Source organism: Streptococcus sp. 2021WUSS109, assembly GCF_044427305.1.
GTDB lineage: Bacteria > Bacillota > Bacilli > Lactobacillales > Streptococcaceae > Streptococcus > Streptococcus suis.
Genome location: NZ_JAOTGF010000013.1, coordinates 19,155 through 45,410 on the forward strand (window position 1 = coordinate 19,155; position 26,256 = coordinate 45,410).

The window sequence follows — 26,256 nt, forward strand, 5'->3', positions numbered from 1 at the left end:
AGTGCGACGTTATCCATCCGACACAGAAGCCTATTCCTGTGCTATTTCAACCCACGCACTCGTGAAGAGTGCGACTGACTGTAAAATCAGTCTTAGTTTGTGCGCTGATATTTCAACCCACGCACTCGTGAAGAGTGCGACACACGTTCATCTATGATAGTGATTACCCTAACAATTTCAACCCACGCACTCGTGAAGAGTGCGACTCTAGCAACTAACCGAACTCTTTTCTCTTCGGTTATTTCAACCCACGCACTCGTGAAGAGTGCGACATATTACACCGAACGGTGTTTTCATCCACACTAAATTTCAACCCACGCACTCGTGAAGAGTGCGACCTTATTTTTTTGTATCATGCTGATTATTTTTATAATTTCAACCCACGCACTCGTGAAGAGTGCGACGTTCGTCAATTTCGTTCGGGAGATTTTCCCACGTATTTCAACCCACGCACTCGTGAAGAGTGCGACGCTGGAAAGTGCTTGCTTTACTTTCTTGGTTCATATTTCAACCCACGCACTCGTGAAGAGTGCGACCGTAACAAACATTGACCTTTTGAATTCCATTCGTATTTCAACCCACGCACTCGTGAAGAGTGCGACGCCAGCCGTTATGCCAGAAGATACACCAGCGCAAATTTCAACCCACGCACTCGTGAAGAGTGCGACAATGCCTTGTCGAACCAATTCGACGAATTACCTTATTTCAACCCACGCACTCGTGAAGAGTGCGACGTTCTTACAAGGTCAGCGGAGCCAAGACATTCTCTATTTCAACCCACGCACTCGTGAAGAGTGCGACCAATTTTGGAGGTATTAGATGACAATCAATCTTATTTCAACCCACGCACTCGTGAAGAGTGCGACTAACCGTTTGATAATAGCGGTCTGCCTTTTCCGTATTTCAACCCACGCACTCGTGAAGAGTGCGACGATTTCAAACCAAGGGGCAATATCCGCAAATATTATTTCAACCCACGCACTCGTGAAGAGTGCGACATAATACGTATAATATTGGATAGGAGACAACATATTTCAACCCACGCACTCGTGAAGAGTGCGACATTAATCTTGAAACGTCCATTCGTTGGATGAGTATTTCAACCCACGCACTCGTGAAGAGTGCGACTTCAAGTATTCCTATGACATCCCACGACTTATCAATTTCAACCCACGCACTCGTGAAGAGTGCGACCTGGCATTTTAAACAGCCCAGCCATTGTAGCAATAATTTCAACCCACGCACTCGTGAAGAGTGCGACAGTAAGGCAAGGATAAATAATCCAAGTGCTACAAGATTTCAACCCACGCACTCGTGAAGAGTGCGACAATCTTTAAACCAGATATGGATGGTTCCCTTTTATTTCAACCCACGCACTCGTGAAGAGTGCGACTAAACCTTGTTTTTTGTTTGGAAACGGGATGGAAATTTCAACCCACGCACTCGTGAAGAGTGCGACAGTTTAATATGATCTACTCCAACACAAAGGCCGTATTTCAACCCACGCACTCGTGAAGAGTGCGACAGCGCTATTTGACACTGTTTTGTAAAAATAAAGTTTCTACAGATATAGAATATACCATAAATTCACTCTATTTTCACTTTTTTTCATATACTTTTCACGCGAATCTCCTCACATTTAATGAGTAAGTCCGATTCGCAGAGATAATCTATAACAGAAGGACTCCTTGATCAGGATCATAACTAGTATCTCGTCCAATCGTTTCCACACGATTTTGCCAGTTTTTTCCTAGCATATAAAAGCGGATACTATCCTGCTCCTTATCAATGATTTCCAATAATCTATTCTTTACTTCAACAAATTCTGCTGGGGTGACTGAGCATTCGAAAACAGAATGTTGCACACGTTGTCCAAAGTCAACGCACAGCTTGGCTACTTTTCTCAACCGCTTTCGTCCAGCTGCTGTTTCTGTATTGACATCATAGGTCACTAATACCATCATAATATAGCTCCTATATCATAAACGGAGGATAACTGTCCAACTCCCCTCGAATAGCCTTTGCAAGCAATTGTGCCTGAACGTAGGGCAGCAACATCAATTTGACTTTTTCCTGCGTAAATGGATGCTCGACTTCAGTATGTTTTCGCTTTTGCCAGGCTTCAATGAAAACTGCTCTGCCTTTTTCAGTCAATAAAACACTTCCATTTTCTTTGATATCAAAATGCTTTTTCGTTAGCTGTCCTCTATTGATTAAGGAAAATACAAACCTATCAACAATGAAGGAACGAAATTCCTCAACTAAATCCAAAGCCAGACTCGCACGACCAGGACGGTCTGTGTGGAAAAATCCAACATAACTATCCAGACCAACCGCTTCAAGTGCTGATTGGCATTCATAGGTCAACAGACTGTAACCGAAGGAAAGTAAGGCATTCACACAGTCCAACGGAGGCCTTCTACTGCGACCATTGAATTGAAACGTCTCCCTATCAGTCAAAACCATTTCATTGAATAAGCGGAAATAGTGATTCGCTGCCTGACCCTCAATCCCAAGTAATGTCTCCTTATCCAAAGCGGTTTGAACCATTTCCACTGCCCAAGTCAGCTCTGTATTGACCTCTTCAAATAGGTTTCCATCCACCCTATCTTTATGATCTCTACGAAATCGCAATAGGTATTTTCTGGAATTAGAGATTTTAGACAGAATAAAACGTTTGGCAAATTCCAGAGATAAAGCATCATCAGCTAAGCGATACTGTTGCCGTCTTAACAGAATATTTCCATTCGTCGGACCGACAAACCGTCCACAAAATCGGCCTTGAGGTGTATGGAAGGAAAGGTTAATCTGATGTTCCGCACACAGTTCAATCAATGACGGAGAAGCTCCTAGATAAGAAAAACAAACAATACCGTCTATAATACGATAGGGAAAGCGGTGAACAGCAACGCCATTTTGCTTAATGACAATGTTGTCTCGCTCTCTAGTCAAATAAAAATCTTCCTGAGTTAGATAGAGTGTATTCAGTAGCTTCTTCATAACCTCTCCTCGCTTGCCATGGATTGTTGGATATAATGAGCAACACTACGCGATTTTTTACTCAATCTAGGCATACAAATATCTACCAGTGAACAAAGTTGGCAATTCTTAAAATACTCAGCCTTTGGCAAATCTCTTTTCTGATAAAGGTCATGCATTTGACTAGCTAATTCAACAACCATATGCCTCAATTCAGCACTAATGCTAATTTCTACTTTTTTATTGACACTATGATAGTACAGATAGCCCTTATCAATTTTGCAACCAAGTGCTTCCTCCAAACACATGGTCTGTGCGACCAATTGAACAATATCCCGTTCATCTTTTTTCGGTTTACCACGCTTGTATTCAACGATAGTTGGAATCCATTTGCCACGTTTTCCACTCAGTGAAATGCCTGCCTCATCTTTATGGAATTCCACAACATCCAAAATCCCGTAAAGACCTAACTCCTTAGACGATACCTGCATCGCCCTAGAAATCAAGAAATCCTTACGTTTTTCTTTGATATAGGGATTGTCAGCTTTTTGATGAAGAAACTGACCGTGAGTGGTTGCCTCATTTTCAGCCCATTCTTGATAAATATGGATCAAGGCCCATTGACGTTTGCAGAACTGAAAATGTTGAATACCAGACAACATCAAATAATCATCTTCTGCATAGGCCATCTTACAATCCTTCTAAAATCTCAACTTTCAATCCCTTAGCCTGAAACTCAGCTAGCTCTTTCTGATTCAGTCCAATCGCATACTCTTCATAGCTTGACTTGTCTTGTTTTTCCTTATCAAATTCTAACAAGTCGAAGATGCGTGCACTAGAAACATTGCCCAGTTTATTGGAATGAGTGAACCAGAAAACTTCACGAACACGCATGGAACCTTCTGGGCGAGCTGATGACGCATCATTTTCAAATAGGGTAATCAGGGTTTCTTTCAAGACCTCAGCATCTTCTGCCGTAAAGCCTGTCTTCTCTGCAAAATAAGCATTGATAGACCCCTTTATAACATACACACCATAGTCTACAAAATGCTTGGTTCCCATGGTGTCAGAAGAGCGACCACTCTCATTTTTAGCCTCCATACCGTTAGTACTACGAGTAATCTGCAAACTTGAAATCACGATAGGTTCTAGCGATTTGGCCATACTAATAGACACCGGTCCACGAACACCAATTGATTTTTTCAAGTAAGTGAAGACCTGACCAAACGAACGGACATCTAGCCATAGTTTATTAGCAGTTTCTTCAATCTCACTGTCAGGAGTTTTTGCAGTAAAATGATTGGAGAAACGTTTTTCCAAAGATTTGAATTCATCTTCAATCCGATCATTGGCTTGGACAAAAATAGAATGCCCCATGTCTTGCATACGATTACGAATTTTCCGCTTAATCGCAACATCACTGATAATCCCTTGGTTGTTTGCATTCGTACGTGGCATATTTCCTGATAAAGGATCACCATTAGCATTGGCCTCACGCACCTCAATGGTTACCATAAAATCAATTTTCTGTTCCAACATTCTTTATTCCTCACTTTCAATTTTTTCTTGTTTTGTGTAGAAGTATTGCTTCTCAGCATAATAACCAAATATAAAGCGATAGTCTAATGGATCATTGATACCACGGTCTTGCATCAAGGGACTCAGTAAATCCATGATTTCTTCCCTCTCTTTGTCCAATTTCTTAAAGATGCCAGGACTGTTTAACTTGACTGCCTCTTCATAAGGTTTGATTTTATTGGTCAAATTCATCATCAACTTAGCTGGCTGACTGGTATAAGCAGTCCAGTAGCGTTCTGCATTGGTGATGCGATCATTTTTTGAACCATCTAACTGATACCGTTGAAGTTCTAACAATTCAAAAATCGCCAACAATCGTCCAAACAAATAGGAACGATTCTTATTCTCGTGGTCTAACATTGGTGTAAATTCCTCCTTATTATTTTTATGTAAAAGAGCCAAGGAAACAAATAATACCTTTTTCCATGTGTTACCATACCTCTGACGTTGCTTGATATTGTCTCTCAATTTACCAAGAATCGTTTCAGGAACATCTTTCCCGTCAATCATACTAGTAGCCAACTTTTGGAACTGATCACTTTTGAACTTGTCGTTATCCAGTTCCAAGAATCGACCTCTGTCTACCCCATAGGCTGCCAAAATAATATCTATATAACTCGGCGGACACTCAGCATACTCCCCGTTTTTCTTTTTAAACGGCCAAGAATACTTGTCCTGCCATTTGTTGAGATTATCTAGTAATTGTGAGACAGCTAGTTGTCTAAAGTATTTAAGGGCAACACGACCATCATTGGTCTTGTTAACGATAGCGATATAGTAGGTCGCCCCATCACCAAATTCTTTTTTACCGTGGATAAATGCAGAGCGGATTTTCTTATTGGTCTCTGTTACTTGAAATTTTGGACTATCATCTGAGGTAGTTTCTCCAAAATCAAACATTCCATTGTCTTCCACTTTTGGAGTGGTGATATCTAACTGAGTCTCATTGGTCAAATCATCACTAAACCAGTTGATTAAATGCTGACCTGACCCTAACCATGCGTGGGTATGTTCATTCTCCAACAAAAATTTTGCCATCAAATGAATCTTCTCTGAAGTCTGATTCCCAACTGTAAAGACATCCTCTCGTTCCTTGAAGCGTCCTTTATAGGTTTCAATGTTATTGCTGACTGAAATCAGTTTGGCATTTCCTATCAATCCGCGGTGCTTGGCAGCCAGCACTTCTTGCTTCCCACTAATATTACAGATGATATCTGCCTTCTGATTTGATTCCACATAAGAAATGTAAGCCTTATGCAAGTCCAAATAGTTGGTAACAGAAACGGTTTGATACCCGATGAATTGATCAACTTTAAATTCCAGAAAAGCAGTCGATAGGTCAATAGTCTTTTCACTATCATCACTGTTCAGAAAAGTTACTTTTAATCCCTCTCTACCGGTTACTCTACCATAGAGGGACTGAACAATATTATCTATAAAATCATCCTGTAACAGAAAATGCTGGATATGACTCAAAAATCTTTTAACTTCTGGTTCCTGACACTGAGAAATCCATTCATCCAATTGACGATGATAGGTATCATACTGTCCTTGGTCTATCTCTGAAAGATAGTAAGTTAATTTATCAACCAACGGGTGCGGAGCTGGATTTTTCCCCGAACGAGCCACCGAGTCAGAAGTCACCGGAAAGATGATACTCTCGCCATCAGCCATAAAATCTGCCTTCATGAAGTTTCCTTCATTGTCTAGTAGAACAGCTATCGTGTCCTTCCCATTTGAACGACGACTGGTATGGTAAATCGGTAGGAGGGGGCTGGTTGATTTTTGAGCATTGTCTACCCAGCCTGTGTCCTCAGCTGCTTCATAAGCCCGTAAAAGTGCTGTAAAGAAATCCATTAGCGACCTCCTTCCTCATTTTCTTGATCTCGTGAGTATATCTCAAATTCTTCTTCTACTGACTTGATGTTCCCCGAGGTCTTGAAAACATAATTTGAAAGTGTGTTTACAATCTCGCAGTCTTCTTGCTCCTTAAACCGTATGACACTGTTTTCCATGACGGTCTTTGTAAAATAAGAACGAAGCGGTTGATTAGACTCGGTTGGATAGGCAAATGAATGAAACATAATTCCAAAGTCAATGGTCTTATCTGCATATTCTAATTTAGCTGTTTCATATTCTTCCTGGCTAATGGCTTCAACTAAACCAAGACATTCCCTGGTTCCAAGAAAGACATCTCGGCGTCCTCCTTTTTTGATAGACCTTTCCATAATCGCCTCATGTTTGTTGGGCAGGCGATCATGTAATAAATCTGGGCGATTTTCATTCCAGATAAAGTGAAATTTGACCAGGTATTCCACATTGCTGAGGTAAGAGACATAACTTAAGTCAGCTCCATAATTAGCCAACAAGGCTCGGACTCCGTGAAGTTCCGTTTGAATTTGATTAACAACCTTCACTTCTGTCACAACATTTGTGATAGTTGGTTTATAGTAAACCGCATCCACCACACCTTTTAAGGCCTGTCGAGTAGGAACGGCATAGCTTGACCTCTCTCCACCACCCTTGGTCGCAGGATTCGTAAAGAGAGCAAGATCACCCTTCACCCGCAGGTAAAAATTCCGTGAACGATACAAAATCGAGTTCCTCCTTTTCTTTTTTATCATAGCAAAGATAGACTACAACAGAAATGTACAACCTAACCAACAGGATAGCCAGCGGTGGTCACTATAGCCTTCAACTACAGTAACCGCTGACTAACTCGTAAAAGTAATTTTTTAATGACAAAAACTACTTATTCTTATTTACCGATTGAAAGGCAACAACCAGATAAGCTGCGGCCGTTAAAATAGCTGGTAATCGCTCCAACAATTTGTCTATTAGTTGAATCATATACTTCTGTAAAAGTTCCTCCTTAACGTAATATCTATAGTCTATCACCTTTTCTTTTCATAGTCAAGTGATATTTAAAAACAAAAGTTCTGTTTTTTGAAAGGAACTATTATCTGTGGTATAATTAAGTCATCATGGTATGAGTCCATGCGGATTGAAATATAGTTAAGTGTTATAGCACAAAGACTGGCATGGCAGATCTTCCCATCTTACCTTACAAGATAGGAAGGTTTGCCTCTTTTTTTAATCCAAGCTTTTCATCATCATAATACTCTTCTTGCAGTATTAAGACCTGCCCATCTAAATAATATCGGATAGCTTGTAGTCTATTATCATATTTTCTCAGATTGACTGTGAAAGGCTGTAAGGTCTTGAGAATTTGTTTGATCTCAACTAAATCCTGGCCTCTTGGATAAGGTTTATCTACCAAACGTTCTTCTAAATCAGCGATTATATCCGCTCCATCACCATATGGAACTAGGACGCCAATACTATCATCTTTGATTAAATCCATTTTCTGTCCTGCCGTCTTGAATGACTGTCTGACTTTGCAGTTCGGACTTCCTTTAAAGCTACTTAAGCTGAGGTAGTCATAGACAGATTCATTGGTAGATAGTGGATAATCAAATTGCTTTGTATTGTCGGCATAGTAACGTTCAAAAAATAGGCTATTTAAGGCTGCTGCATCAATAGGTGACCTTTCTTTTATCAAAATACTCTCAGTCGCCTCCTTCTTATGCTTGATTTCTTTAAGATAGGTGAGGCTTTCTTCTTCCTTGGATAAATTTATCAATGTTACCTGACCAACATCACGTTTTCCTTCACGGTTACAACGGCCAGCTGCTTGGACAATTGAATCTAGTCCTGCGTAAGATCGAACTACTCGCTCAAAATCAACATCCACTCCTGCTTCAATTAATTGAGTACTAATACAAATTAGGGGAGCATCGTCTTTCAATTGATTTTTGATTTCTTGTATGACATCTAGACGGTGCTGGGCACACATATTGGTCGAGAGATGATAAAGTGGTCTGTCTGTTTGGAATTCTAATAGGCTATACAGTTTTTCTGCTGCTGGTTTGGTATTGAGAATGACAAGCGTGGAAGTTTCTTCTTCCAAGATAAAACTTGCTAAGTCAGACAATCGGGAAACTGTATTGCTTTCATCGAACTTGCGGAGTTCTGTCCTCTTAAAGACCGCTTGCTCTTCAGCGGTTAAGGTGACAATATCTACCTGCTCTGCTATTTCCCCTCCATATAAAAGTCGGTGGCTTATGGAAACCGAATCATAGGCAGGTTGAGTCGCTGTACAGAGGACAACTGTAGCCCCCATGACACGACTCAAAAAATTCATGGTCAGATTAAAGAGCGTGGTGACCTCAATGGGAAGGGACTGGACTTCATCTAAAATCAAGATGCTGTTTGCTAAGCTGGAGAAACGTCTGATATTGGCTGACTTGGTCTTAAAGAGGGTTTGAAAGAACTGAACCATGGTGGTCAAAACCACCGGGCTATCCCAGGTATCAATCAAGTAATCTGTCATTAGACTATTGACTGTTTCCTCTCCATACTCTTCATTCTGAGGTGTGGCATCTTGTTGTTCTCTGACTAGATTAGAATGGTGCTCCAAAACACCTTCTGTGCCAATAATCTCCTGAATCGCTGCTGCATTTTGTTCTAAAATAGACAAAAAAGGCGTCATGTAAAAGAAACGTTTTTTACCTTTCTGTGTCAGTTGATGAACTGCGTAACGGAGGGACAGGTTGGTTTTACCTGCACCCGTCGGAAGATTAAGGCGATAAATACCTGCAGAATCCGTAGTACCACGTTGTTTAACCCGCTCTCCCAAGACCGTTCGAATACGGTTTAGCTCTGTAGTTGGATTTCCAAATCCTGCATAAATTTCTTCTACTGATTGAAAATACTTCTGAACAAGTTCACTATTTTCCTCAGTATTTTTGGGCTCGATAACAAGGTCATAGGCATTAATCGTATCCAAAATATCTGCATTCTTCAAATAAGACAGGTAGAGTCGGACAAAACAAGAGCTATAAAAAGCCGATTCACTATCATCATTGATGCATAACTTTGCCCAAGCGGTTTGAAAATTTTCAAATGATTTCATCACTAAATCATCTACATTTTGATATCCAAAGCTAGGTAGTTGTTCTTCCAATAACTTAGCATAGGCCTTTATATCTTCTTCATAATGATAGCCTTCTCGTGGCTGGCCAATCCGATAAAATAACTTACTATACCGATATCTACCTGCTCCTTCCATATCTTCAGGTAGAGGGACGTCATAAACACCGTGGTGAGCTGATATAATATAGGCTATTATTTCACGAAAAAGCTGTGCATCGTTTGGGTTTCTCTCCGAGCGTTGGAAGACTTGTACAATCTCTTGAAATAGGTAACGTGCTCCCGCATACGAATGATCTACGTGTAGACTTGGCTCCTCTTTCAGTTTTTTCTGAAAAAGTCTTTCCGCCTTTCCAAGGTCGTGATAAAGTCCTAGTAAGAACAAAATATCCCCTTGGCCAATCGTTTCTGCGAGCGATTTCGCCCCCATCGCAACGTTGAACAGGTGGTCCTCTAGATATTGAAATCGACTTTCTTTTTCTCTCTTTTCAATATGCGCTAAATTCATTCTCATGCCTCCTGTTTTATAGTATTATTTTACCATTTTCTGATATGTATAGAAAGCGTTTACTGATTTTTTAGCCTCTATTTTTTCATCGGTTTTAAAACAAAGTGCTATAATAGTACTATTACTAAACTACAGAAAGACCATTTCTATGATCACCAAAGAATTCGACACCATTACTGCTATTTCCACCCCTCTCGGTGAGGGGGCCATTGGGATTGTCCGCCTATCTGGGACGGATGCCTTTGCTATTGCCAGCAAGGTTTTCAAGGGCAAGGATTTGGCGACTGTGCCCAGCCACAGCCTCAACTACGGCCACATTATTGATCCTGCAACGGGGCAAGTGCTGGACGAAGTCATGATTGGAGCCATGCGTTCACCAAAGACCTTCACGCGCGAAGATGTCATTGAGATTAATACCCACGGAGGCATCGCCGTTACCAACGAAATTCTCCAGCTCCTGATTCGCCAAGGGGCTCGAATGGCTGAGCCGGGTGAATTTACCAAGCGGGCCTTCCTCAACGGCCGTGTGGATTTGACCCAGGCCGAAGCCGTCATGGATGTTATCCGTGCCAAGACCGACAAGGCCATGCACAATGCCGTCCGCCAGCTTGACGGTTCCCTCTCCCAGCTCATCAACGACACCCGCCAGGAGATACTCAACACACTGGCTCAAGTCGAGGTCAACATCGACTACCCCGAGTACGACGACGTCGAGGAGGCGACGACAGAGCTGGTCCGTGAGAAGACCCTCCAGTTCCAAGCTCTTTTGGAAAATCTCCTCCGCACCGCCCGCCGTGGAAAAATCCTGCGTGAAGGCATCGCAACCGCTATTATCGGTCGTCCCAATGTGGGAAAATCAAGCCTGCTCAATAACCTCCTCCGCGAAGAGAAAGCCATCGTTACAGACATCGCAGGAACAACCCGCGACGTTATCGAAGAATACGTCAACATCAAAGGCGTCCCCCTCAAGCTGATTGATACAGCAGGTATCCGTGAAACAGATGACATCGTTGAAAAAATCGGTGTTGAACGGTCCAAAAAAGCCCTTGAGGAGGCCGACCTCATCCTGCTAGTCCTCAACGCATCTGAGCCCCTGACCGAGCAAGACCGCAACCTCCTAGCAATTTCAGACCTGGCCAACCGCATCGTCCTGCTCAACAAGACCGATTTGGAAGAACAGATTGAGGCAGACCAGCTGCCTGAGGATGTCATTCGCATTTCCGTCTTGAAAAACCAGAATATCGACCAAATCGAAGAAAAAATCAATCAGCTCTTCTTTGAAAACGCAGGCTTGGTTGAGCAAGATGCCACCTACCTCTCCAATTCTCGTCATATTTCCCTGATTGAGCAAGCCGTCCAAAGCCTACAAGCTGTCAATGACGGACTGGAAATGGGTATGCCAGTTGACTTGTTACAGGTTGACCTGACACGCTGTTGGCAGATTTTGGGAGAAATCACAGGCGATGCAGCTCCAGACGAACTCATCACCCAACTCTTTAGCCAATTCTGTCTTGGAAAATAGAAAGAGGCTAGGCAAGTCTTAAAAATAGAAAATAGCTTAGAATTACGTCGTAAGAAACCGTGATTCTAAGCTATTTTTAATGATTCAAATTGTGATTGAAGACGAAAGGTTCAGTTTTTGCACACTTTTTGTATATTAACAGATTAAAACTTGTCCTTCTCTAAAAAATAAACTATACTATGGATAGAAAGGAGGCTTACCCTATGAAAAAAATGATAATCGCTTTACTTGCCGCTTTTTGCCTTATTTTTTCCTTTATCGCTTGGAAATTGGAAACCTATCAACACGCCAAAGTAGAACTCGATTCAAATGCTGACTTCTATCTAGTTTATCCAGGTAAAATCGAAGCCTTTCAATTATCTAATGACCAGCCAAAGCTCATTCACACTCAAAAAATGAATTCGGACAACTATTTCGGCTCTGGAAAAAACCACATTCTAGACAATCAATATTTAGTTTTTGCCAATGACCAGCAGAAATTTACCAATGACAATTTAGTTTCTATTGATTTCAAAACAGGAGAAATTCTTCGTAAGCCAAGCAAATACGCTACCTACATCAGCGGAACTGATGGACAACATTTTTATACAGCAGGTCCTTTCCATACCTTATCACAGTTCGATAATACGTTCAAATTAAAAAATCAATTAAAACTAGATGATGATTTTTCCCACTTCCATATGTCTATGCAGATGATACATTCATTTATTTAAACGGCAATCATGACCACTGGTCAATCAGATTCTCAAAAAAATGTTCTCTATATCATCGATAAAACAAGCTTTACAAGATCAGATATAGTCGAATATGACAAAAATCTAGTAACTCATGAAGGACTCCTTGCAAAGGATACACTCTATCTTCCAATCACTAGTCACCATGCTTTAGATTACAAGGATATTGAGACTTCCTATGATATTTTGACCTTCAATACAAAGACACGTACATTTTCCTCCATAACCTTATCACAGCCTACACCAGGAAGCATCCAACCACTCAAGGAAGATAACCTATTATTCATTGAGCACGAAAGCGATTGGCTATCTGCAATCTCTTTCACCATTTATAATACCCAAACAGGTCAAGAGAGCTACCATCGTCTAGACGAGCTTAATCCTCGTCCTTATTATATTGACCATGTCCGCCAACTAGACGGTAACAGATTATTATTGATTCTGGCTGGTAAGGCACTCATCTATGACTGGCAAGCAAAAAAAGTTTTAAGTCAAACCATTCTATCTGAGGATTATGTCAGCGGGGTGTGGGTAAATGACTGATAAACAAAAATGAATCTCAATAAAGATTGTAAAAGTCCCAAGATTAGTCTTTCTTGGGACTTTCGCATATTCTATCGAAGTTGCACAGCACAATCAATGTACTTACAAATCCTCGGAACCACTATCTAATCGAAGTAAACGCCATTCCCAAAGCAGAACCAAAATAATATTTCCACCTTTCTTGCTCTAAATAGCGCTTAAACATCTTTAATTTATCCGATTGAATCTTATTCAAAGCTAGTTCTTCCGATACACATGGATATATTTTATAGGAAAGATAACTAATCTTACTACCTTTTTCACACAACTCCATTGCTTCCAACAACTGGACTTTCAATGCTTTGCTCAACTTTAATTCTGAATCAGATAATAGTTCATTTATTTTTTGTATAAACAACTTACTTTTTTTACTGTTTCTAAACATTTTCATTTTTAAAGACAATCATGCGATGGAAATGGTGGTGTAAACCTACTCAGTCACCCATCTCTTCCAACTGCTTATTATTTTTCTTTGTCCTCTTCCGCTTCTTTTGTTTCTTGTGCAGTCAGTAAACCTGTTGACATGGCACGACCAGTTAGGGTTGCGCTGATTAAATCACGGACATTGAGGCCTAGACCTTCTGTTGTCTTGTCCATGGTCGTCATCAGGTCTCCCACCATTTTTGAGGCATTCCCTTCGCCGTACATGGTAATCTTATCAACATTTCCAAGTGGTGCTGCAATATTCTTGGCGATTTCTGGAAGGACATTGACCACCATTTCAGTCACGGCTGCATCGTTGAACTTGGCCATGGCATCCGCTTTCTTGCTAAGACCTTCTGCCTCGGCTTCGAGTTTCAAACGGATGGCTTCTGCTTCAGCACGTCCTTTGGCCTCAATACCTGCCGCTTCTTGCTCCGCAGCATACTTAGCAGCTTCTGCACGCGCTTTTTGAGCTTCCGCTTCACGCTGCGTTTCGTAGAGTTCTGCTTCTGCCTTGCGTTGACGTTCAATCAAATCTGCTTCTGCAGCTTGCTGACGAGCATATTTTTCTGCCTCTGCCTGTTTGCGGATAGTAGCTGAGAGCTCTTGTTCACGGACCTTAACTTCCTCTGCTTTTACTTCTGCTTCTTTTTGTTGCTTGACAATATTGGCTTCAGCAGTTGCACGCTCGATTTCTTTCCGTTGAGCTTGTTCCTCAATGCCATAGGCTGCGTTTGCCTGTGCCAGTTGGACATCTGACTGACGTTTTAGATTAGCTTGCTCAATAGCTAGTTCATTCTGTTTCTTGGCGATTTCTAAGTCCGCAGCAACACGCGCATCATTAGCCGCCTTATCCTCACGGGCACGGACTTCTGCTTGTTCCCGCTCTGCTTTGGCACGGGCATTGGCCGCATCTTTTTGAATGGTAACAATATTGTCAATACCTAGGTTTTTAATGACATCGTTGTCATCTGTGAAAGACTGAACCGTAAAGGCAATGATTTCCAGCCCCATTTTAGCCAAGTCAGGAGCCGCGTTGGATTGGACTTTTTCTGCAAAAGCCTGGCGGTTATTGACCATGTCACGCAGTTCCATCTGACCAATGATTTCACGCAGATTTCCTTCCAGGACATCTTGAATAGAGGCAGAAATATCTGCAGTTTTCCAGTTAAGGAAGTTTTGAGCTGCCGCATTGAGCAATTCATCGGACACCCCAACCTTTACTTTTACGACCGCATCAGCTTTTACGTTGATAAAATCAAGAGTCGGTACAAAATCTGTGGTCTGCACATCTGTTGAAAACTGCTCAATAGAGATATAGGAGCGTTTTTCGATAAAGGGAATCATAAAACCAGAACGGCCAATTAAGGTCCGAGGTTTACCCAAACCGGTAATGACAATCGCTTCGTTAGGCTTAGCAGACACATAACCAAATACAAACAATAAAACAAATAGTACAACAACAATAATTGGTATCATAATTGCCAATATATCAAATCCAAAGTCCATATTTATCTCCTTTATTCCTTATCACTCAAATCAACACTTGGTACAGTCGTCGCTGCATCATTTGTTGCCTGGAAGAGCTCTACTTTTTCATATCCGAATAGACCTGCATAGATGGAGGTCGGGAACCGCTTGATTTTTTTATTGTAGGTAGTTGCCATCGCATTATAGTCTTTACGGGCTACCAGTATCCGATTTTCCGTACCTTCAAGCTCTGTAATCAGGTCAGATACCTGTTGATTGGCTGTCAATTGAGGATAATTCTCAGCCACTACCAACAATCTAGATACTGCAGAATCTAGCTGACTTTGAGCTTGATTATAGTCACTCGTTCCCTGTTGACTGGAACCGATTTTAGCACGCGCTTCTGCAATAGCAGTAAATATTTCTTCCTCGTGTTCCATGGCGCCTTTGACAGCTGCGACTACATTGGGTATCAAGTCATAGCGACGTTGCAACTGTGTGTCTACATTGGCTTGTGCATTTTCAATCTCAGCATAACTGTCAACTAAGCCATTGTATTGCCCAACTGCTCCCATTCCTAAAAACAGCAGAGCTAGGACTGGTATGAGGATGACCAACCATTTCTTTTTCATAAGATTTCCTTTCTAACTACGATTAAATATTCGTAAAAAAGCAAACAACTATCAGAAGCCCTATACGAGCCTTACCATCCAGAAGAGGCTCCGCCACCGCCGCCTCCACCACCTGACCAACTACCTCCGCCAAAACTAGACGATGAGGAATTAGACGAGTGATGATTGTGATAGTGATGATGATCATCAACCAACATCCAGAGTAGATTACCTGGTCCGCCACCACCACGACTAGATTTGTCAATGATACCAAATAGGATAGCAATCAGAATAACTACGAGAAACAGCCAGAAGCCATCACCCTCCTCACTTGTACCTTCTTCTATAGCAGCTAACTGATTTTTACCATTGCTTGTCCCATAAAATCTATCCCCAATGGAGTTGACGATATAGGAAATTCCTCCACTGTAGTCCTCTTGACGAAAGAATTCCCTTGCATTCTCTAGAATATTCTTGGCCTCTACATCCGTGATGACTGTGGCAGCATTGTCTGAGGTTTCTATCCGAAATTCCCTGTCAGCTATGGCAACCACTAAAAGAACTCCGTTGTCCGTTCCTGCAAAACCGACCTGCCAGTGACGAAAGGTTTCATTAGCCAAACTTTCAATATCACTGGACAGACTTTCTGTTACATAAACACCAACCTGTAAAGCTTGCTCGGTGCTTGCCCAACTTCGATTGAGTTGATCAATTTCTGCAATGGTCTCACTCGAGAGTAACTGCGTCTCATCCACTACCGTTGTACCTGTGGGTCGGTCTGGAATCTGATTTGCTCTAGCTAGTGTGGGTGCAAATAGCAAGCAAACCGTTAGAATAGCGAAACAGCCAATGACAATTTTTTTCCATTTTCTCATCAGAACACCTCCTTCGATGAACAAAGATAAGAAAAATTTATTAGGTATATATGTACAATTATATCATATTATCATTTTCCCAACAATATATTTATGTTGTTTTTCAGTAACGGTAGAGTCTGTTCAACAAACCAAGGATGTTTAGCTTGCCAGATATTGTTCCTTGGCGATGGATGAGGTAGGGGAAAATAGGTGGGTAGGTAATCAGCTGCATTCTCCACTCTCTCGGTCACAGTCCTATGGGATTCTCCTAAATAGTAGTCTTGGGCATACTTACCAATCAACAAGGTCAGCTCAATCTGTGGGAGTTGCTTCATAATGAGTGGGTGCCATTTGGGTGCAAAATCCTTGCGAGGCGGCAAATCCCCAGTCTTCCCTTTTCCTGGATAATAGAAATCCATAGGAAGAATAGCAAAATACCCAGATTCATAGAAGAATTCCCTATCTACTCCCAACCATTTCCGCAGATTCTCTCCACTAGCATCATCAAAGAGGCGACCTTTTTCTTGTGTTTTTAATCCCGGCGCCTGTCCAATAATGAGAATTTTTGCAGTAGATGGTGCTTGGAAAAGCGGCTTTATTCCTTTTTTCGTAAAAGCTTGATTGGTTAAATCCTCCATAATCGCCTGACGAATATCAGCAAGTTCCATGATGTCCTACTTTCTTGAACATGGTCACATCTTCTTCCAGGGCACGAAAACCGCATTTTTTATAAAAGAAAAAGGCTGGAAGAGTGCGTTCGGTTTGCAGGAGAATATGAACAATCTTTCTCTCGACCAGCTGCTCCTCAATTCTTTTTAGAAAGTCCTTACCAATTCCTCGTCCTTGGTAGTTGCGAGCAATACAGAGCTCTTCAATACGGTATTCGGTTCCCTCATACCAGTAACGAATATGCCCTAGAGAAAGGGCAATGAGCTTACCTTGGTCAAGCAATCCAAAACAGAGTGCTCTTGGATGTGACAGCAAATCGCCTAGATAGCGGTCCAGTTGTTCCTCGTCAGACCAATCATCATTCCATGGCTCCTGACTAAATACAGATAAGAACAACTCTTTGACCATTTCCATATCTGCAAGTGTGAGTTCTTTCAGTTCCATTTTCCCTCCTAAAAAAGACGGGCGAACCCGTCTTGATATGAACCCGTATTCACAAGTAAAGTACTTTGATATAAGAGATAGTTTTTCGCTAATCAAGGCAGTTTTTTGGGGCTGGGCTCAAGCCCAGCGCCACTTCTCAGAGTTTGTATCAACATCTCAGCGCAGTGGTTGATTGGGTTTAACAGTCCAGTGGACTGTTAAAGGTTGGAGATAGGATTTGTGAAGCAAATCTCTGCACTTCGTGTTTTACACTCCAAATCCGACCTCTACGACTGTTGCGAACAAGTTCGCTTCATTTCCAACCTCCAACAGTCACTACTCTGACTGTTGGAGCTGTGCGGGGGTGGGAGTGAAACAGTCTGGGGATAGACTGTTTCAGGTCAACAACTTGAAACGAAAATTTGTTGACGAACTCGTTTTGAGACCAATCGAGTTCTTTCTCACTCCCAAAAAACGAACGATGAGTAGCTGAAAAACTAGCCTTAGATAAAAGTGCTGTACTGTAAATATGAGTTCGTATTATTTGATCAATTCATAAATAGCTTCTGCATAGATGGCAGCTGCACGGTAGAGTTGCTCGACTTCGATAAATTCATTGGCTTGGTGCATAGTGTTGACATCTCCTGGGAACATGGCTCCGTAGGCAACACCTCGTTTGAGCAAGCGGCCGAATGTTCCACCACCGATTACTTGTTCGTGACCTTTCAAGCCTGTGTGTTTTTCATAAACAGACAAGAGGGTTGCGACCATTGGGTCATCAATAGGGCAGTAATGTGGGGTATGGCCATGCTCAGACAGGCTAACAGCTTCCACACCCAGTTTTTCCAAACCAGCCTTGATGGTTTCAGGGTTGGTATTTTTTGGATAACGGAAGTTGAGGGCAATGGTGTTATCAGATGAGGTTTCATCAAACTTAAAGACACCAGCGTTCATAGAAAGAGCTCCCATTTGCTCATCGTAGATGGCTACGCCGAGTTTTTTAGCGTCATGGTCTTCCAGAAGGACTTGTCCTGCTAAGTCAAGATAGGCTTTGGCTGCTTCGTCAAAGGCGAATTGGCTGAGGAATTTTGCCAAGTAGGTTGCTCCGTTGACCCCTTCTTCTGGGGTTGAACCGTGGGCTGATTTTCCGATGACGGTGACTTGAACTTGACCGTTTTCAAGGGTTTCAGCGTCAGCTTTTAAGCCGTAAGCGGCTGTGAAATCTGCCAACTTGCTGTCCAGATCTGCTAGGTCGCCAGAGATAATAGCTGTCGCAGATTCAGGCACCATGTTCTCACGCAAACCGCCTGTGAAGGAATGCAGTTTAGCAGCTCCGCTATTTTCCCCCGTAAAATGAAGATAGGCTGTGATATTGCCCTTTTCGCCGTTGATAATCGGGAACTCAGCGTCTGGAGAGAATCCGAAGTCTGGCAATGGAAGGCCGACGTGCTCAAAGTAGTAATCCATGTCCGCCCAGCCTGACTCCTCATCAGTACCGACGATGAAGCGGACTTTTTTAGAAGTCGGAAGGCCCAACTCCTTGATGATTTTCAAGCCGTAGTAGCAAGCCATGGTCGGTCCCTTGTCGTCAGAGGATCCGCGGGCAAAGAGCTTGCCGTCAATGATTTGCGGCTCGTATGGGTCAGTGTTCCAACCGCTTCCTGCTGGCACCACGTCCAAGTGACCGAAAATACCAAGGACTTCGTCGCCTTCACCAAACTCAAAGTGACCTGCGTAGTTGTCAACGTTCTTGGTTGGATAACCATCACGCTGAGCAATTTCTAGAAACTTGTCCAAGGCACGCACTGGGCCAGGTCCAAATGGATGCTGGGCATCTGCCTGGCTGTCGTCACGCTCAGAATTGATGCGTAGGAGGTCAAAGAGGTCCGCTAGAAACTCATCCTTGCGTTTGTCAAACTCTGCTCTAAAATTTACTGTCATATGTTCTCCTTTTCAGTATCAAAGTAAGTCTATTTTATCACAAAATGAAAGAGATTTCACAAGTAAAGCGAAGAAAAAAAGTTGGTCTCCCAACTTCTTTCTATTTTTTCCAGGCAGAACGTTCTGCCACAACTGTAAACAAAACATCGGTTGATGAGTTGAGGGCTGTTTCACAAGAGTCCTGAATCACTCCGACCACAAATCCGACTCCAACTACTTGCATGGCTAACTCATTTGGAATACCAAAAAGACTACATGCTACTGGGATGAGGAGAAGCGAGCCACCGGCTACCCCAGATGCTCCTGCTGCTGATAGTGATGCAACAACGGATAAAAGAAGAGCTGAGCTGAAATCAACACTGATGCCAAGTGTATGAACAGCTGCCATTGTTAAAATATTAATCGTAATAGCCGCGCCAGCCATATTAATTGTGGCACCGAGCGGAATGGATACTGAGTATGTATCTGGATCCACTCCTAAGCGTTTGCAGAGCTGCATATTGACAGGGATATTAGCTGCTGAACTTCTTGTAAAAAATGCCGTAACCCCACTAACTCGAAGACATTCAAATACCAGCGGGTACGGATTTTTCTTCATTACAAGAAAAGCAATCAAGGGATTGACAACAAGCGCGACAAAAATCATGCTTCCAACCAAGAGTAAGAGCAGTAAACCATAGTCTTTTAAAGCTGTCAGACCATTATTTGCAATGGTATCGAAAACCAAGCCCATGATACCAAATGGTGCCAGACCAATAATCCATCCTACAACTTTAGAAGTCACTTCTGCCGCAGATTGCAATAAATCTTTGGTTGTCTTGCTTGCATGACGAAAGGCCAAGCCAAACACTGCCGCCCATGTCAACACACCAATATAATTAGCCGTTGCAAGAGCATTGATTGGATTGTCAACGACCTTCAACAAGAGGTCTTGGAATACTTCAGCAATCCCTTGTGGAGGAGTAATGTCCGTAGTCGTTGTAGTAGAAAGAACCAGTTTAATAGGGAATAAATAGCTTGCTCCTACAGCAATGAAGGCCGCCGCAAAAGTACCAAATAGATACAAGCAGATAACTATCCTCATATTCGATTTTTGACCAGCAGGAGCTTGTGATAGAGCATGTGCAACTAGTGTCAGAACCAAAAGAGGGGCTATGGCTTTCAATGCTCCTACAAATAGGCTACCAAAGAGAGCAATGACCGTTATTTTTGGAGCAATTAAGCCTAGTAACACTCCCAAAACAACACCAATTCCGATTTTTCGGATTAAATTCATTTTTTTCCATACAGATATTATTTTATTCACTCATTTACCTCCAAACAAACATTTTTCAATCATAGCAGAAAAACGAAGGTTGGTCAATAGCATAAAAAATGAGATATTATACAGTGGAAGCCTGAAAAATCTTGCACAATCATTTCAACTTTACCTACTGAGTTGAAAAGACCATCTTTCGGTGGCTTGTTTCTACCACTTTATCGATAAATTCGCTAGGTAATCTGAGGCAAATTGAGTCAAGCGATTCCGACTGTCTTTGGATTCATAAAAATCAATCATGGCAAAGCCTGCCTTTAATTGCCCAGCAATCTGTTCTTCTAAGGTGTGGCTAAATTCATAGCCATATTCTGGGTCAATCGTAATTTGTCCTGCTTCTTCTAATTGTGGTGCGTTGAAGGGTAGGCTGTACATTGGAATCAATGCTCTGTCTGGATGCTCCCAAACATCATCAGCATCAAAGAGATAAATCCAAGGGTTCATGTAACCAACCATGAGCAACCCTCCCTTTTTCAAAACGCGATAAGACTCCTGCCACATATTGGTCAAATCTTCGATATAAACATTTGAAATCGGACAAAAGATGATGTCAAAACTCTCGTCTTCAAAAGGAAAGGCTTGTGTCATATCTGCCTGGACCGTTTGCAAATCCAGATTTTCTCGCTCAGCAACCAAGCGATCCTTGTCCAGCTGTTCCTTGGAGAAGTCCAAAATAGTTGTCTCATAGCCATGAGCCGCAAAAATTGGTCCCTGTTGACCACCACCACAGGCCAAACCCAGCACTTTCTTGCCTTGGGCCTTTTCAAACCAGTCAAGTGGCACTGTCTTTCCGACTGTCAAAGAAACGCGAATGGGAAAGAACTCGACTGGTCAAAAAGAGTTCGTCAACAAGTCTTTATTTCTAGTTGTTGAGCTAAAACGGTCTATCCCCAGACCGTTTTACTTCCTCTAGAGAGGCCTAGCAAATCTGACCTCGTTCTGTTCTTTTCATTTTTCACCTCCTTTACTATGCTAATTCTATTATAGTATAAGCACAAAGAAAAAGCTACCTTTCGATAGCTTTCAATCTAAGTCAAGTCATTGAAGTCCCACACATCGTCAACCCAGCCTTCATAGAAATCAGGCTCGTGGCAGACCATGAGAATTGAGCCCTTATAGGCTTGAAGGGCACGTTTGAGTTCATCCTTGGCATCCACATCCAAGTGGTTAGTCGGCTCGTCAAGAACTAGGACATTGTTTTCACGGTTCATAAGCAAACAGAAGCGAACTTTGGCCTGCTCACCACCTGAAAGAACTTGAATTTGGCTTTCGATATGTTTGGAAGTCAGACCGCAACGAGCCAAGGCTGCTCGTACTTCTGCCTGGTTAAGGGCTGGAAAGGCATCCCAAACGGCTTCCAGTGGGGTCTGACGATTGCCACCAGCTACTTCTTGCTCGAAATAGCCTAGTTCCAGATACTCTCCACGCTCCACAGAACCACCGAGCGGTGGAATAATCCCCAGCAAACTTTTAAGAAGAGTGGATTTACCGATACCGTTGGCACCGACAATGGCAATCTTCTGGTTGCGTTCAAAGGTCAGATTGAGCGGGTTACGTGTCAATACACGGTCATAACCAATTTCCAAATCAGTCGTTTGGAAGATAAAGCGACTTGGTGTCCGAGCCATTTTGAAATCAAATGATGGCTTTGGTTTCTCTGCTTGAAGCTCAATAATCTCCATCTTGTCCAATTTCTTCTGACGAGACATGGCCATGTTTCGAGTTGCAACACGGGCCTTATTACGGTTAACGAAGTCCTGCAAGTCTGCGATTTCCTTCTGCTGGCGCTCATAGGCAGCCTCCAACTGAGCCCGCTTCATGGCATGGACTTCTTGGAATTGATAGTAATCGCCTGTGTAACGGGTTAAGAGTTGATTTTCCACATGGTAGACAATGTTAATCACATCATTCAAGAAAGGAATGTCATGCGAAATCAAGACAAAGGCATTTTCATAGTTCTGCAAGTAGCGTTTGAGCCAGTCAATGTGTTCAGCATCCAAGTAGTTGGTCGGCTCATCCAGAAGCAAGATGTCAGGCTTTTCCAGGAGCAATTTTGCAAGAAGAACTTTAGTCCGTTGTCCCCCTGATAACTCCGTCACATCCTTGTCCATGCCATAGTCCATGACACCAAGCGCACGCGCCACTTCGTCAATCTTGGCATCAAGCGTATAGAAATCACGGCTTTCCAGACGGTCTTGTAGCTCGCCAACCTCTTCCATGAGGGCATCCATATCGGCACCCTCTTCTGCCATAGACATGTAAATGTCATTGATACGAGCTTCTGTCTTGAAAAGTTCATCGAATGCTGTCCGCAAGACATCACGGACTGATTGACCCTTTTCTAATTTAGCATGCTGGTCTAAATAACCTGCCGTTACATAACGTGACCATTCAACCTTGCCTTCATCTGGCTGCAATTGACCTGTCACGATGGACATGAAGGTCGATTTCCCTTCTCCATTGGCACCGACAAGTCCGATATGTTCCCCTTTCAAGAGACGGAAGGAGACATTCTCAAAAATTGCGCGGTCACCAAAACCATGACTTAAATTCTTTACTTCTAAAATACTCATATTTCCTCACAAAAGAGGCTGGAAATCCTTCCAGTCTCTGTCTTTTTCTTAATCCAAACCAATTTCCGCACGGACCACATCGGCAATGGTGTCCACATAGTAATCGACTTCAGCATCCGTTGGCGCTTCTGCCATGACACGCAAGAGGGGCTCAGTACCACTTGGGCGAACCAAGATACGACCGTTGCCAGCCATTTCTGCTTCCATTTTTTCAATGATAGCTGCAATAGCAGGCACTTCCATAGCCTTGTCTTTCATGCTGTTTTCCACACGGATATTGACCAATTTTTGTGGATAAATGGTCACTTCTGCTGCCAATTCTGACAACTTCTTACCAGTTTCTTTCATGATTTTGGTCAATTGCACAGCGGTCAACTGGCCGTCGCCTGTGGTGTTATAATCCATTAGAATCACATGTCCTGACTGCTCACCACCGACATTGTAGCCTTCCTTGCGCATTTCTTCAACCACATAACGGTCACCAACTGCGGTCACAGCTTTTTCAATACCTTCACGATCCAAAGCCTTATGGAAACCAAGGTTGGACATAACTGTGGTCACAATTGTATTTTTGGCCAATAGACCTCGATCAGAAAGGTATTTACCAACGATGTACATGATGCGGTCACCGTCTACTAAATCACCATTTTCATCGACGGCAATCAAGCGGTCACTGTCACCATCAAAGGCAAGTCCAATTTGACTACCTGTTTCCTTGACCAGTTCTTGCAATTTTTCTGGGTGGGTTGAGCCAACGCCTTCATTGATATTTAAACCGTCTGGCTTTTCAGCCATTACTGTCAAATCTGCTCCCAAATCTACAAAAATTTGACGTGCAGATGTTGCTGCGGCACCATTGGCTGTATCGAGTGCAACTTTCATACCGTCCAAATCTGTACCAGTTGACACCAAGAATTGCTGGTACTTACGTAAACCTTCTGGATATTCTACCACATCTCCTAAACCTTGAGCAGATGGGCGTGGCAATGTGTCTTCCTCAGCGTCAAGAAGAGCCTCAATTTCTGCTTCCAATGCATCATCCAATTTGAAACCATCACCAGCAAAGAATTTGATACCGTTATCTTGCGCTGGGTTATGACTTGCAGAAATCATGACACCTGCACTTGCTTTTTCAGTTTTGACTAGGTGGGCAACACCCGGTGTCGCCAAAACTCCCAATTTATACACATGAATCCCTACTGATAGAAGTCCTGCAATCAAGGCAACCTCTAACATTTGACCTGAGATACGTGTGTCACGCGCCACAAAGACACGAGGAACATCCGTCTCATGCTGGCTAAGGACATAACCACCAAAACGACCCAATTTGAATGCTAATTCTGGCGTTAATTCTACGTTTGCTTCTCCACGGACACCATCTGTCCCAAAATATTTACCCATTTTCATAACCTCTTATTTTGTTTTTGTAAGTATAATTTGCATATTTGCTTCCGTCTGAGACAGTACAACTGGCAAGACATTGCCGTCGCTATCTACAGCCTGTAATTTAGCTGTACCACTATAATTCTCAGACAGATTGCTCACATCCATCGCAACAGCTTCGACCCGATCAATCTTAGCCATTGTTTCTTCATCCGTTGTCACTTTAACGGTATCTATGTTGACTGAAACCTTAGACAGACTGTACCCTTCTGCCAATTGATTACTATAGACTCGACCTGCTACTGGGAATGCCTTGCTAACTTTTTTACCAATCTTAACGGTAATCGCATCAGGTGCCAGTGTCGCACTCACTCCTGCTGGCAAATTGGTCAATTGTAGCTTGACAGTCTGTGTCCCCTCACTCAACTCTCTCAAATCCGCAGTCACTTGAAACGTCCGAGTTGACTCATCGGATTCTCTCTGTAGGAGAACACGATTAGAGCCCCTTAATTCAACTGCCACCGTCGAAGAAAGTCCAGAAATAAAATACTTGTTTGTATCATATTCAATTTCAATCGGTACATTACTCAGTGTGTGAACATAGGTTTCTGACTCCGTGTTCTGTGCAGCTGATTCTGAATTTTTATAGTTGGTGGTTGTTGCATAGAAAAAGAGCAACAATGCTAGAAAAATAGATAGGGCTAAGTGACCTACAGCTTTAAACTTATCGTTCATGTTTGCCACCTCCTAATCGCTTCCAGATGGACTTTTTCTCTACATTTTCAGAAATAAAAGTCGCTCGCAACTCTGCTTCAAACTCATCCAAAGTCAAGTCATGTTTGAATATCCCGTTTCGTGCAATAGAGATACTGCCAGTTTCTTCAGAAACAATAAACACAAACGCATCAGATACCTCCGATAAGCCAATGGCTGCACGGTGGCGTGTTCCAAATTCCTTTGAAATTCCTGCGCTCTCTGACAGGGGCAAATAAGCACAAGCAACCGCTACTTTGTCTTCCTTGACAATTACGGCCCCATCGTGTAACGGTGTATTCGGGATGAAAATATTTATTAACAATTCCTGAGATATCTCCGCATTAAGAGGAATCCCCGTTGCTCTATATTCTTGCAATGTTTGGGCTTGTTCTACTGCCACAAGTGCACCAATTTTACGCGGAGACATATAAGCAACAGATTTGAGAAAAGCAACAATTAGCTTTTCTTCTGCACTCACTGTATTTGTCCCAAAAATCTGAGTTGTCCTGCCGAGTTTTTCAAGCATAGCACGCAACTCTGGTGCAAAAATAACTACTGCTGCAATAACCCCATACGTGATTACTTGATTAATCAGCCAAGCAATCGTCTGCAGACCGAATAAACTAGCTATAATCTGGACAATAATGAAGAGAAAAACCCCTCGAATCAATGTCATAATTTTAGTACCTGCAATAGCCTTACTAAAATTATAAATCAAATAAACAACTATACTAATATCAATTAGGTGCAACAGTGCGGTCCAAGGACTGGCTATCAAACTCGACCAATACCCTGTATCCAGTAACTGGTTTAGGTTTAACATATCATTCTCATACTTTCTAACTCATACATAGTAATGTACTCATTATACCATATTTTTTCCCCTTTTCTTTAGAAAATAGTGACCTTCCTGTTAAAAATATTACAGATTTACTGCAGG

General features: G+C 42.3%; 22 protein-coding genes, 1 pseudogene and 1 CRISPR repeat array (1 of these 24 cut by a window edge). Of the genes and pseudogenes, 3 read left to right on the forward strand and 20 right to left on the reverse strand.

Annotated elements, in window-relative coordinates; all coding sequences use genetic code 11:
- Positions 1-1,525: a CRISPR direct-repeat array (repeat unit 32 nt; unit sequence ATTTCAACCCACGCACTCGTGAAGAGTGCGAC) (it extends 158 nt beyond the left edge of the window).
- Positions 1,526-1,670: 145 nt separating this feature from the next.
- From cas2 to cas3, 7 genes are all read right to left on the reverse strand, one after another.
- Positions 1,671-1,964 (reverse strand): CRISPR-associated endonuclease Cas2, encoded by a 294-nt coding sequence (gene cas2 / locus ODU37_RS06515; RefSeq protein WP_027972720.1) that lies wholly within the window; start codon positions 1,962-1,964, stop codon positions 1,671-1,673.
- 10 nt (positions 1,965-1,974) lie between these two features.
- Complete coding sequence (gene cas1c / locus ODU37_RS06520) at positions 1,975-3,000, reverse strand: type I-C CRISPR-associated endonuclease Cas1c (RefSeq protein ID WP_105105909.1); 1,026 nt, start codon at positions 2,998-3,000, stop codon at positions 1,975-1,977.
- On the reverse strand, positions 2,997-3,668 hold the full coding sequence (gene cas4 / locus ODU37_RS06525; protein ID WP_105159001.1) for a CRISPR-associated protein Cas4: 672 nt from the start codon (positions 3,666-3,668) through the stop codon (positions 2,997-2,999). Before cas4 ends, cas1c begins: the two co-directional genes overlap by 4 nt.
- 1 nt (position 3,669) lies before the next feature.
- Positions 3,670-4,518 (reverse strand): type I-C CRISPR-associated protein Cas7/Csd2, encoded by an 849-nt coding sequence (cas7c, locus tag ODU37_RS06530; protein ID WP_105159000.1) that lies wholly within the window; start codon positions 4,516-4,518, stop codon positions 3,670-3,672.
- A 3-nt stretch (positions 4,519-4,521) separates the two neighbouring features.
- Positions 4,522-6,414, reverse strand: a complete 1,893-nt coding sequence (gene cas8c, locus ODU37_RS06535; RefSeq protein ID WP_105105906.1) for a type I-C CRISPR-associated protein Cas8c/Csd1 — start codon at positions 6,412-6,414, stop codon at positions 4,522-4,524.
- Positions 6,414-7,151: a type I-C CRISPR-associated protein Cas5c gene (cas5c, locus tag ODU37_RS06540; RefSeq protein WP_161942235.1), complete on the reverse strand. Its 738-nt coding sequence runs from the start codon at positions 7,149-7,151 to the stop codon at positions 6,414-6,416. Before cas5c ends, cas8c begins: the two co-directional genes overlap by 1 nt.
- Before the next feature lie 470 nt (positions 7,152-7,621).
- Positions 7,622-10,063 carry a CRISPR-associated helicase Cas3' gene (gene cas3, locus ODU37_RS06545; protein ID WP_238137144.1) on the reverse strand — a complete coding sequence of 814 codons (2,442 nt, stop codon included), beginning with the start codon at positions 10,061-10,063 and terminating at the stop codon, positions 7,622-7,624.
- Between the two features lie 142 nt (positions 10,064-10,205).
- Between cas3 and mnmE the strand changes: the two genes are divergently transcribed.
- The 3 genes from mnmE (at position 10,206) to ODU37_RS06560 (ending at position 12,856) form a co-directional block, all read left to right on the forward strand.
- Positions 10,206-11,579, forward strand: coding sequence for a tRNA uridine-5-carboxymethylaminomethyl(34) synthesis GTPase MnmE (gene mnmE / locus ODU37_RS06550; protein ID WP_105145306.1), 1,374 nt, complete (start codon positions 10,206-10,208; stop codon positions 11,577-11,579).
- A 203-nt stretch (positions 11,580-11,782) separates the two neighbouring features.
- Positions 11,783-12,292 (forward strand): hypothetical protein, encoded by a 510-nt coding sequence (locus ODU37_RS06555; protein WP_398580439.1) that lies wholly within the window; start codon positions 11,783-11,785, stop codon positions 12,290-12,292.
- 9 nt (positions 12,293-12,301) lie between these two features.
- Positions 12,302-12,856: a hypothetical protein gene (locus tag ODU37_RS06560; protein ID WP_398580440.1), complete on the forward strand. Its 555-nt coding sequence runs from the start codon at positions 12,302-12,304 to the stop codon at positions 12,854-12,856.
- 121 nt (positions 12,857-12,977) lie between these two features.
- Here ODU37_RS06560 and ODU37_RS06565 read toward each other — a convergent pair whose 3' ends face one another.
- The 13 genes and pseudogenes from ODU37_RS06565 to cdaA form a co-directional block, all read right to left on the reverse strand.
- Complete coding sequence (locus tag ODU37_RS06565; protein WP_192872559.1) at positions 12,978-13,286, reverse strand: hypothetical protein; 309 nt, start codon at positions 13,284-13,286, stop codon at positions 12,978-12,980.
- A gap of 71 nt (positions 13,287-13,357) precedes the next feature.
- Complete coding sequence (locus ODU37_RS06570) at positions 13,358-14,827, reverse strand: flotillin family protein (RefSeq protein WP_024410620.1); 1,470 nt, start codon at positions 14,825-14,827, stop codon at positions 13,358-13,360.
- 11 nt (positions 14,828-14,838) lie between these two features.
- Positions 14,839-15,420 carry a LemA family protein gene (locus ODU37_RS06575; protein ID WP_044755338.1) on the reverse strand — a complete coding sequence of 194 codons (582 nt, stop codon included), beginning with the start codon at positions 15,418-15,420 and terminating at the stop codon, positions 14,839-14,841.
- Between the two features lie 71 nt (positions 15,421-15,491).
- Positions 15,492-16,274, reverse strand: coding sequence for a YgcG family protein (locus tag ODU37_RS06580; protein ID WP_044755340.1), 783 nt, complete (start codon positions 16,272-16,274; stop codon positions 15,492-15,494).
- A 71-nt stretch (positions 16,275-16,345) separates the two neighbouring features.
- The gene (locus tag ODU37_RS06585; RefSeq protein ID WP_105140365.1) at positions 16,346-16,924 is read right to left on the reverse strand and encodes a uracil-DNA glycosylase family protein; all 579 of its coding nucleotides are present in this window, start codon (positions 16,922-16,924) and stop codon (positions 16,346-16,348) included.
- On the reverse strand, positions 16,911-17,369 hold the full coding sequence (locus ODU37_RS06590; protein ID WP_105158996.1) for a GNAT family N-acetyltransferase: 459 nt from the start codon (positions 17,367-17,369) through the stop codon (positions 16,911-16,913). Before ODU37_RS06590 ends, ODU37_RS06585 begins: the two co-directional genes overlap by 14 nt.
- Positions 17,370-17,888: 519 nt before the next feature.
- Complete coding sequence (gene pepV, locus ODU37_RS06595) at positions 17,889-19,289, reverse strand: dipeptidase PepV (protein WP_249562368.1); 1,401 nt, start codon at positions 19,287-19,289, stop codon at positions 17,889-17,891.
- A 100-nt stretch (positions 19,290-19,389) separates the two neighbouring features.
- Positions 19,390-20,595 carry a serine/threonine transporter SstT gene (gene sstT, locus ODU37_RS06600; RefSeq protein ID WP_024415177.1) on the reverse strand — a complete coding sequence of 402 codons (1,206 nt, stop codon included), beginning with the start codon at positions 20,593-20,595 and terminating at the stop codon, positions 19,390-19,392.
- Positions 20,596-20,757: 162 nt separating this feature from the next.
- A pseudogene (locus ODU37_RS06605) lies at positions 20,758-21,420 on the reverse strand (class I SAM-dependent methyltransferase); the annotation flags it as partial.
- A 212-nt stretch (positions 21,421-21,632) separates the two neighbouring features.
- Positions 21,633-23,177, reverse strand: coding sequence for an ABC-F family ATP-binding cassette domain-containing protein (locus ODU37_RS06610; RefSeq protein ID WP_249562370.1), 1,545 nt, complete (start codon positions 23,175-23,177; stop codon positions 21,633-21,635).
- Between the two features lie 48 nt (positions 23,178-23,225).
- On the reverse strand, positions 23,226-24,578 hold the full coding sequence (gene glmM, locus ODU37_RS06615; RefSeq protein WP_249562371.1) for a phosphoglucosamine mutase: 1,353 nt from the start codon (positions 24,576-24,578) through the stop codon (positions 23,226-23,228).
- A 12-nt stretch (positions 24,579-24,590) separates the two neighbouring features.
- Positions 24,591-25,295: a YbbR-like domain-containing protein gene (locus ODU37_RS06620; RefSeq protein WP_249562372.1), complete on the reverse strand. Its 705-nt coding sequence runs from the start codon at positions 25,293-25,295 to the stop codon at positions 24,591-24,593.
- Positions 25,285-26,139: a diadenylate cyclase CdaA gene (gene cdaA / locus ODU37_RS06625; protein ID WP_249562373.1), complete on the reverse strand. Its 855-nt coding sequence runs from the start codon at positions 26,137-26,139 to the stop codon at positions 25,285-25,287. Before cdaA ends, ODU37_RS06620 begins: the two co-directional genes overlap by 11 nt.
- Between the last annotated feature and the right edge of the window lie 117 nt (positions 26,140-26,256).

Coding starts and splice junctions, on each gene's coding strand:
- cas2 (WP_027972720.1), bottom strand. CDS start 1,964: ATGATGGTATTAGTGACCTATGATGTCAATACAGAAACAGCAGCTGGA.
- cas1c (WP_105105909.1), bottom strand. CDS start 3,000: ATGAAGAAGCTACTGAATACACTCTATCTAACTCAGGAAGATTTTTAT.
- cas4 (WP_105159001.1), bottom strand. CDS start 3,668: ATGGCCTATGCAGAAGATGATTATTTGATGTTGTCTGGTATTCAACAT.
- cas7c (WP_105159000.1), bottom strand. CDS start 4,518: ATGTTGGAACAGAAAATTGATTTTATGGTAACCATTGAGGTGCGTGAG.
- cas8c (WP_105105906.1), bottom strand. CDS start 6,414: ATGGATTTCTTTACAGCACTTTTACGGGCTTATGAAGCAGCTGAGGAC.
- cas3 (WP_238137144.1), bottom strand. CDS start 10,063: ATGAGAATGAATTTAGCGCATATTGAAAAGAGAGAAAAAGAAAGTCGA.
- mnmE (WP_105145306.1), top strand. CDS start 10,206: ATGATCACCAAAGAATTCGACACCATTACTGCTATTTCCACCCCTCTC.
- ODU37_RS06555 (WP_398580439.1), top strand. CDS start 11,783: ATGAAAAAAATGATAATCGCTTTACTTGCCGCTTTTTGCCTTATTTTT.
- ODU37_RS06560 (WP_398580440.1), top strand. CDS start 12,302: ATGACCACTGGTCAATCAGATTCTCAAAAAAATGTTCTCTATATCATC.
- ODU37_RS06565 (WP_192872559.1), bottom strand. CDS start 13,286: ATGAAAATGTTTAGAAACAGTAAAAAAAGTAAGTTGTTTATACAAAAA.
- ODU37_RS06570 (WP_024410620.1), bottom strand. CDS start 14,827: ATGGACTTTGGATTTGATATATTGGCAATTATGATACCAATTATTGTT.
- ODU37_RS06575 (WP_044755338.1), bottom strand. CDS start 15,420: ATGAAAAAGAAATGGTTGGTCATCCTCATACCAGTCCTAGCTCTGCTG.
- ODU37_RS06580 (WP_044755340.1), bottom strand. CDS start 16,274: ATGAGAAAATGGAAAAAAATTGTCATTGGCTGTTTCGCTATTCTAACG.
- ODU37_RS06585 (WP_105140365.1), bottom strand. CDS start 16,924: ATGGAACTTGCTGATATTCGTCAGGCGATTATGGAGGATTTAACCAAT.
- ODU37_RS06590 (WP_105158996.1), bottom strand. CDS start 17,369: ATGGAACTGAAAGAACTCACACTTGCAGATATGGAAATGGTCAAAGAG.
- pepV (WP_249562368.1), bottom strand. CDS start 19,289: ATGACAGTAAATTTTAGAGCAGAGTTTGACAAACGCAAGGATGAGTTT.
- ODU37_RS06610 (WP_249562370.1), bottom strand. CDS start 23,177: ATGAGTATTTTAGAAGTAAAGAATTTAAGTCATGGTTTTGGTGACCGC.
- glmM (WP_249562371.1), bottom strand. CDS start 24,578: ATGGGTAAATATTTTGGGACAGATGGTGTCCGTGGAGAAGCAAACGTA.
- ODU37_RS06620 (WP_249562372.1), bottom strand. CDS start 25,295: ATGAACGATAAGTTTAAAGCTGTAGGTCACTTAGCCCTATCTATTTTT.
- cdaA (WP_249562373.1), bottom strand. CDS start 26,139: ATGTTAAACCTAAACCAGTTACTGGATACAGGGTATTGGTCGAGTTTG.